The 6,659-nt window shown below is 71.5% G+C and carries 6 protein-coding genes; all 6 read left to right on the forward strand.

Annotated features, from left to right (window positions below; genetic code table 11):
- The first annotated feature begins 164 nt into the window (after nucleotides 1-164).
- A complete protein-coding gene (locus E6R60_RS30915; RefSeq protein ID WP_136330006.1) occupies nucleotides 165-1,385 on the forward strand; it encodes an MFS transporter in 1,221 nt (406 codons plus the stop codon).
- Nucleotides 1,386-1,753: 368 nt separating this feature from the next.
- A complete protein-coding gene (locus tag E6R60_RS30920) occupies nucleotides 1,754-3,193 on the forward strand; it encodes a basic amino acid/polyamine antiporter (protein WP_136330007.1) in 1,440 nt (479 codons plus the stop codon).
- A gap of 44 nt (nucleotides 3,194-3,237) precedes the next feature.
- On the forward strand, nucleotides 3,238-4,494 hold the full coding sequence (locus tag E6R60_RS30925; protein ID WP_206309559.1) for an arginine deiminase: 1,257 nt from the start codon (nucleotides 3,238-3,240) through the stop codon (nucleotides 4,492-4,494).
- Between the two features lie 375 nt (nucleotides 4,495-4,869).
- A complete protein-coding gene (locus E6R60_RS30930) occupies nucleotides 4,870-5,382 on the forward strand; it encodes a toxin-antitoxin system HicB family antitoxin (RefSeq protein ID WP_136330009.1) in 513 nt (170 codons plus the stop codon).
- Between the two features lie 82 nt (nucleotides 5,383-5,464).
- Nucleotides 5,465-6,310, forward strand: a complete 846-nt coding sequence (locus E6R60_RS30935) for a DUF4097 family beta strand repeat-containing protein (protein ID WP_136330010.1) — start codon at nucleotides 5,465-5,467, stop codon at nucleotides 6,308-6,310.
- A gap of 102 nt (nucleotides 6,311-6,412) precedes the next feature.
- Nucleotides 6,413-6,659, forward strand: a 247-nt coding sequence (locus E6R60_RS30940) for an ATP-binding cassette domain-containing protein (RefSeq protein ID WP_136330011.1), incomplete at its 3' end; no start/stop codon positions are given.

The raw sequence follows: 6,659 nt of genomic DNA on the forward strand, positions 1-6,659 counted from the left end.
CCGATGGCCTCGCGGTGGCCTCGCGGTGGCCTCGCGATGGCCCCCGATGGCACAGCCCCGCCGCAGGACCGGCGCGCCCCTGTTCCCAGTTGCACCGGCTCGCTCACCGCGCCACCCACGGACCCGGTGGCGCAGCCCCATACCCCCTCACGGTCAGGGAGACGATGAAGCTACTACCACCCGCAGGGCCCGCACGCACTCTCGCTCTGGCCCAGTTGAGCAACTCCGTCGGCGACGGCGTGTTCTACGTGACCTCCGCGCTCTACTTCACCCAGGTCGTGGGCCTCGCCCCCGCCAGGATCGGTCTCGGCCTCGCCGTGGCGTGGGCTGTCGGCTCGATCGTCGGAGTACCGCTCGGGCGCCTCGCGGACCGCAGGGGTCCGCGCGGTACGGCCGCGCTGCTGGCCCTCGCGACCAGTGCGTCCGTCGCCACGTTCCTCGTCGTACGGGCCTTCCTGCCGTTCCTCCTGGCCGCCTGCCTCTACGCCACCGCGCAGTCCGGCCTGGCCGCCGCCCGGCAGGCACTCCTCGCGGGCCTCGTCGCCGGGGAAGGGCGCACCCGCGCGCTTGCCCACCTGCAGTCCACTCTCAACGCGGGACTGGCCATCGGCGCGGCTCTCGGCGGCCTCGCCCTCTCCGCCGGTACCCGCGGCGCCTACCTGGCCGTCTTCGCGGTCGACGCGGTGAGCTTCCTGCTCTGCGCCCTCGTCCTGCTGCGACTGCCGGCGGTGCCCCCGCTCCCCGCGCCGAAGGGCGCCAGGCTCGCGGTGCTGCGCGACCGCCCGTACGCCGTCCTCACCCTCCTCAACACGGTGCTGCTGCTGCGGATGCCCCTGCTCAGCCTCGGCCTGCCGCTCTGGGTCACCGAACGCACCACCGCCCCCGCCTGGCTGGTCTCCGCGCTCTTCGTCCTCAACACCGTCGCCGTCATGCTCTTCCAGGTCCGCACCGCCCGCTCCGTCACCAGCACACCCAGCGCGGTCAAGGCGCTCCGCCGCTCCGGTGCCCTCATGCTCCTCACCTGCGCGGTCTTCGCCCTCTCCGCGGGAACGCCGACCTGGGCGGCCGTCACCGCCCTGCTCGCGGGCTCGGTGCTGCTGGTCGCCGCGGAGATGCTCCAGTCCGCGGGCTCCTGGCAACTCGGCTTCGCCATGGCCCCACCCGACCGGATCGGCGAGTATCAGGGCTTCTTCGGCACCGGCGTCACCGTCGCCCGGACCCTCGGCCCACTGGCGCTCACCACGGTGCTGATAGGCGGGGGAACCATGGGCTGGCTCCTCCTCGGCGCCCTCTTCCTGGCCGCTTCCCACGCCATGGGCCCGGCGGCCCGCCGGGCGGCCGGAACCCGCCCCCGCACGGTCCCCACGGTGATCGAGGCGGCCTGAACCCGGTCCACGGAATTCGGGCCTTCCCCCATCCCTCCCCCGCGCCGGCGAGCGGCCGTCCGGGGACGGTGCGGGGTGCCGGCCAGACCCCTCCCGGCCCCGGCCGCAGCGCCCCGCGGCCTGCTCGGCCCCCGGCAACCCTCGCCGGAGCCCGCTTCCGGACGCGGAGTGGACCGGGGCGCCGACCGCACAACGGCGAGCAGGTCCTGGGGCCTTCGCCGGCATCGCCCGCCCTCTCCCCCTCATCTCCAGACTCACCCAACAAGGTGCCTATTTCCGGACATACTCCCGCATAAGCTTTCAGAGCCCCCCTTCGACTGCGTGCGGGAGGGCGCCCGCCCGCGCCAGTCGACCGGACGAGGGAGACCATGAGCGATACCGAGGCCGCGGCGCGACCTGCGGTCAAGCTGACCCTGTTGACGCTGACCGCGATGGTCGTCGGTTCGATGGTCGGCGCCGGGGTGTTCTCGCTTCCGCGGCGCTTCGCACAGGAGACCGGGGTCGCGGGGGCGCTGATCGCCTGGGCGGTCGCCGGGGCCGGCATGCTGATGCTCGCCTTCGTCTTCCAGACCCTCGCCGTGCGCCGGCCGGACCTGGACGCGGGCGTGTACGCGTACGCGAAAGCGGGCTTCGGCGAGTACCTCGGCTTCTTCTCCGCCTTCGGCTACTGGGCCAGCGCCTGCGTCGGCAACGTCACCTACTGGGTCCTCATCATGTCGACGGTCGGCGCGGTCGCTCCGGTGCTCGGGGACGGCGACACCGTGACGGCGGTCGTGATCTCGTCGGCCGGCCTGTGGGGGTTCTTCCTGCTGATCCGCCGGGGTGTGAAGGAGGCCGCGGCGATCAACCGGATCGTGACGGTGGCGAAGATCGTGCCCATCGTCTTCTTCGTCATCCTGACGCTGTTCTACTTCGAACCATCCGTCTTCGCGGACAACTTCTTCGGCGCCGACTACGCGGGCTCCCTGTTCAACCAGGTCCGGGGCACCATGCTCGCCACCGTCTTCGTCTTCCTCGGCGTCGAGGGAGCCAGCGTGTACTCGCGGCACGCCAAGCGCCGCGAGGACGTCGGACGGGCCACGGTCCTCGGATTCCTCAGCGTGTTCGCCGTGTTCGCATCCGTCACGATCGTCTCCTACGGACTGCTGCCGATGGCCGAGATCGCCGAGCTGCGGCAGCCCTCCATGGCCGGAGTGCTGGAGTCGGCGGTCGGCAACTGGGGGGAGGTCTTCATCAGCGTCGGCCTCATCGTCTCCGTGCTCGGCGCCTACCTCGCCTGGACGCTGATGGCCGCCGAAGTCCTCTTCGTCGCCGCCAAGGACAAGGACATGCCCCGTTTCCTGGCACGGTCGACGGCGGCCGACGTCCCTGACAACGCGCTCCTCCTGACGACCTGTCTCAGCCAGGTGGTGCTCGTCGTGACGCTGTTCTCCGAGGACGCCTTCAACTTCGCCCTGGACCTGACCAGCGCGCTGAGCCTGATCCCGTTCCTGCTGGCCGCCGCCTTCGCGGCCAAGATCGCGAGGCGGCCCGGCCTCCCGGACGTGGTGGGGCGCTCCACCCGGCGCGAACTGGTCGTCGCGCTGGTGGCGACGGTCTACACGGTGTTCCTGCTGTACTCGGCGGGACTGAAGTTCATCCTCGTCTCCTTCATCCTCTACGCCCCGGCGACCATCCTCTTCGTCAAGTCCCGCCGGGAGCAGCGACGACGGCTCTTCTCCCCGGGCGAAGCAGTCATCTGCGCCGTGACCGTCGCCGGTGCCGTCGTCGGCCTGGCGGCGCTGGCCGTCGGCTGGATCGAGCTGTGAGAGCGCCTTCGGACCCCATGGTGTCATCGAGTGAAAGGCCCACCGTGACGAGCACTGCCCCTGGTTCCGCCCTCGGCGTCCACTCCGAAGTGGGCCGGTTGCGCAAGGTCCTGGTGTGCGCCCCCGGGATGGCGCACCGGCGGCTGACCCCGACCAACTCCGACGATCTGCTGTTCGACGACGTCATGTGGGTGGAGAACGCCCAGCGGGACCACGCCGACTTCGTGGCCCAGCTCACCGGCCGGGGGGTGGAGGTCGTCGAGCTGCACGAGCTGCTCGCGGCCACCCTGGCGATTCCGGAGGCCCGGTCCTGGCTGCTCGACCGGAAGATCGACGCGAACGAGGTGGGCCTCGGCCTGGTCGACGACACCCGCGCCTTCCTCGACACCCTCGCCCCGGGTCGGCTCGCCGAGTACCTGATCGGCGGCCTGGCCACCGCCGACCTGCCCCAGGAGTTCCACTCGGCGTACCTCGGCCTGGCCCGCGAAGGCGCGGGCGGGCGGGAGTACCTGATGCCGCCCCTGCCCAACACCCTGTACACCCGCGACACGACCTGCTGGCTCTACGGCGGAGTGACGCTCAACCCGCTCTACTGGCCCGCCCGGCACGACGAGACCCTGCTGATGAAGGCGATCTACACCTTCCACCCCGACTTCAGGGACAGCAGGATCTGGTGGGGTGATCCGGAGCGGGACTGGGGCCGGGCCACCTTCGAGGGCGGGGACATCATGCCCGTCGGCAACGGCGTCGTCCTCATGGGCATGAGCGAACGGACCTCCCGGCAAGCGATCACACAGGTCGCGGCCGCCCTGTTCGCACACGGCGCGGCGGAGCACGTGATCGTCGCCGGAATGCCGAAGCTGCGCTCGGCGATGCACCTCGACACGGTGTTCACCTTCGCCGACCGGGACATCGTGACGCTGTACCCGCGCATCATGGACGGCGTCCACACCTTCTCGTTGCGGCCATCCGACCGGGTGCCCGGAATCGAGGTCACCGATGAGGGCAGCACCCCCTTCACCGAGGTCGTGGCCCGCGCCCTGGGCCTGCCACGACTGCGGGTGATCGAGACGGGCGGCGACGTGTACGCCTCCGAGCGCCAGCAGTGGGACAGCGGCAACAACGCGGTGGCCCTGGAGCCGGGCGTCGTCTTCACCTACGACCGCAACACCCAGACCAACGCCCTGCTGCGGCAAGCCGGGGTGGAGGTCATCACCATCGTCGGCGCGGAGCTGGGCCGGGGCCGAGGAGGCGGACACTGCATGACCTGCCCGCTGATCCGTGACGCGGTGACCTTCTGACCGTCCGGCCGTTTCGCTTCGTCTCCCGCGCCGGATCGCAGCCCGAAACCGGGCTTTGCGCCTCGCTCGGACGACGCGCCATTTCGCCCTGACCGAGCGCGGCCCCGGCGGGGCCGGGGGACCGGCTGGACATCGTCTCCCACCGCTGCGTTGGCATCACGCACGCCGGGCCCGGGACCGGGGCCGAGGTGACACCACATAGCATCACGTGGTGCCACAACGGTGCCATCGCAGGCACGCAAAGCTTCCCCGCACCCCCGGCACCCGAAGGCCGCCCTCGCGTTTCCCCAGGTCAGACGCACCGATGAGAGAGGTCGCTCAGAAAGAGCGCCACCACGCTTGCGCGTGGTGCCACAGTGGTGCCATTATGGCGTCATGGACCTCACCCCGTATGTCGACACCCTCCGCCGCGAACTCGCGGTGGCTGCCGAGGCCGGCGGCGACGAAGCCCGCGCGCTGGCGGAGAGGCTCACCGCTCCTCTGGAGTCGGCGACCCGGCTGACGCTGCTCCACGTGCTCTCCGCCGCGATGGACGAGATCACCCGCGAGCTCGCCCCCGGTTCGGTCGACGTACGGCTGCGCGGGCTCGACCCCGACTTCGTCGTGACGCTGCCGGCCACCGGCAGTGGCACCGTGGAGCCGGCGCCCGCCGAACCGCTCAGGAATCCGGCCCCGGCGGAAGGCGACGAGGGCGGCACCGCCCGCGTCAACCTGCGGCTGCCGGCCCACCTGAAGGCCCGCGCCGAGGAGGCCGCGACCCGCGAGGGCCTGTCGGTCAACGCATGGCTGGTACGCGCCGTGTCGGCAGCGGTCGACGGCGGCGCCGGCCCCCGTACGACGGAGAAGAGCCAGACGCTCGGACAGGGCTACACGGGCTGGGTGCGCTAGCCGCATCCCGGTCCGCGCGACTTCACTCACACCACGTCCCACCAGCGGGGACGCCACCACGACCCAAGAGGACGGGACAGCCATGCCTTCTTTCGACACCCTCGAAGCGATCACGGTCACGGCCCATGTGGAGGCCGGCTCCATCCAGTTCACCGCGGGCGACCGCCAGGACACCGTCGTCGAGGCACGGCCCCGCGACCCGAAGAAGGACCAGGACGTCCGGGCGGCCGAGCAGACCGAGATCACCTGCTCCGGTGGCGTACTGACCGTCCGGACGCCCAAGCAGCGCTATCTGATCGGCCGCACCGGCACCGTCGACGTGACGGTCGAACTGCCCACGGGCTCGCGCATCGACGTGACGGGCGCCTGGGCGCAGGTGCTCGGCGAGGGCCGGCTCGGCGAGGTCCGGGTGAAGACCTCGTCCGGTGACGTCCGCCTCGACGCGACCGGCCCCCTGCACCTGACCGCGTCGCACGGCTCGATCACCGTGGACCGGGTCGACGGCAAGGCCGAGATCACCACCAGCTCCGGCAGCCTGCGCGTCGGGCTGGTGGACGGCCCCGCCGTCCTGAAGAACTCGCACGGCACCACGACCGTCGGCTCCGTCACCGGCGAGCTGCGGGTGAGCGGTTCCAACGGTGACATCGACATCACCCGCGCCGAGGACTCCGTCACCGCCACCACCGCGCACGGCACCCTGCGCGTCGCCGAAGTCGCCCGGGGAACCGTCCAGCTGGAGACGAGCTACGGAGCCATCGAGGTCGGTGTCCGCGAGGGCACGGCGGCCTGGCTCGACGTCAGCTCCGGCGCCGGCCAGGTGCGCAACACCCTCACCGCGTCCGAGACACCGGCGGAGACCGAGGACACCGTCAGGGTCCGCGCCCGCACCCGGTACGGCACCATCGACATCCGCCGCGCCAAGGTCTGACCCCTGTCCCGGGCCGCCCGGCCCCGCCGCCCACGCCGGCACCACCGCCCAGCCCCAGCCGCACAGACCTTCGAACGGGAGGGCACCATGCCTTCATCTGTCATGCCCACATCCAGAAAGAGGGACGGCCGACAGGCTCCGTACGCCGTCTCCGCCGTCGGGATGCGCAAGTCCTACGGCGACAAGGTCGTCCTCGACGGCATCGACCTGCGCATCCCCCAGGGGACCGTGTTCGCGCTGCTCGGTCCCAACGGGGCCGGCAAGACCACCGCCGTGAAGATCCTCTCCACCCTCGTCACCCCCGACGCCGGCGACCTCCACGTCGCCGGCCACGACCTGGCCACCCACC

The sequence above is a fragment of the Streptomyces sp. A0642 genome, assembly GCF_004795105.1.
Taxonomy (GTDB): domain Bacteria; phylum Actinomycetota; class Actinomycetes; order Streptomycetales; family Streptomycetaceae; genus Streptomyces.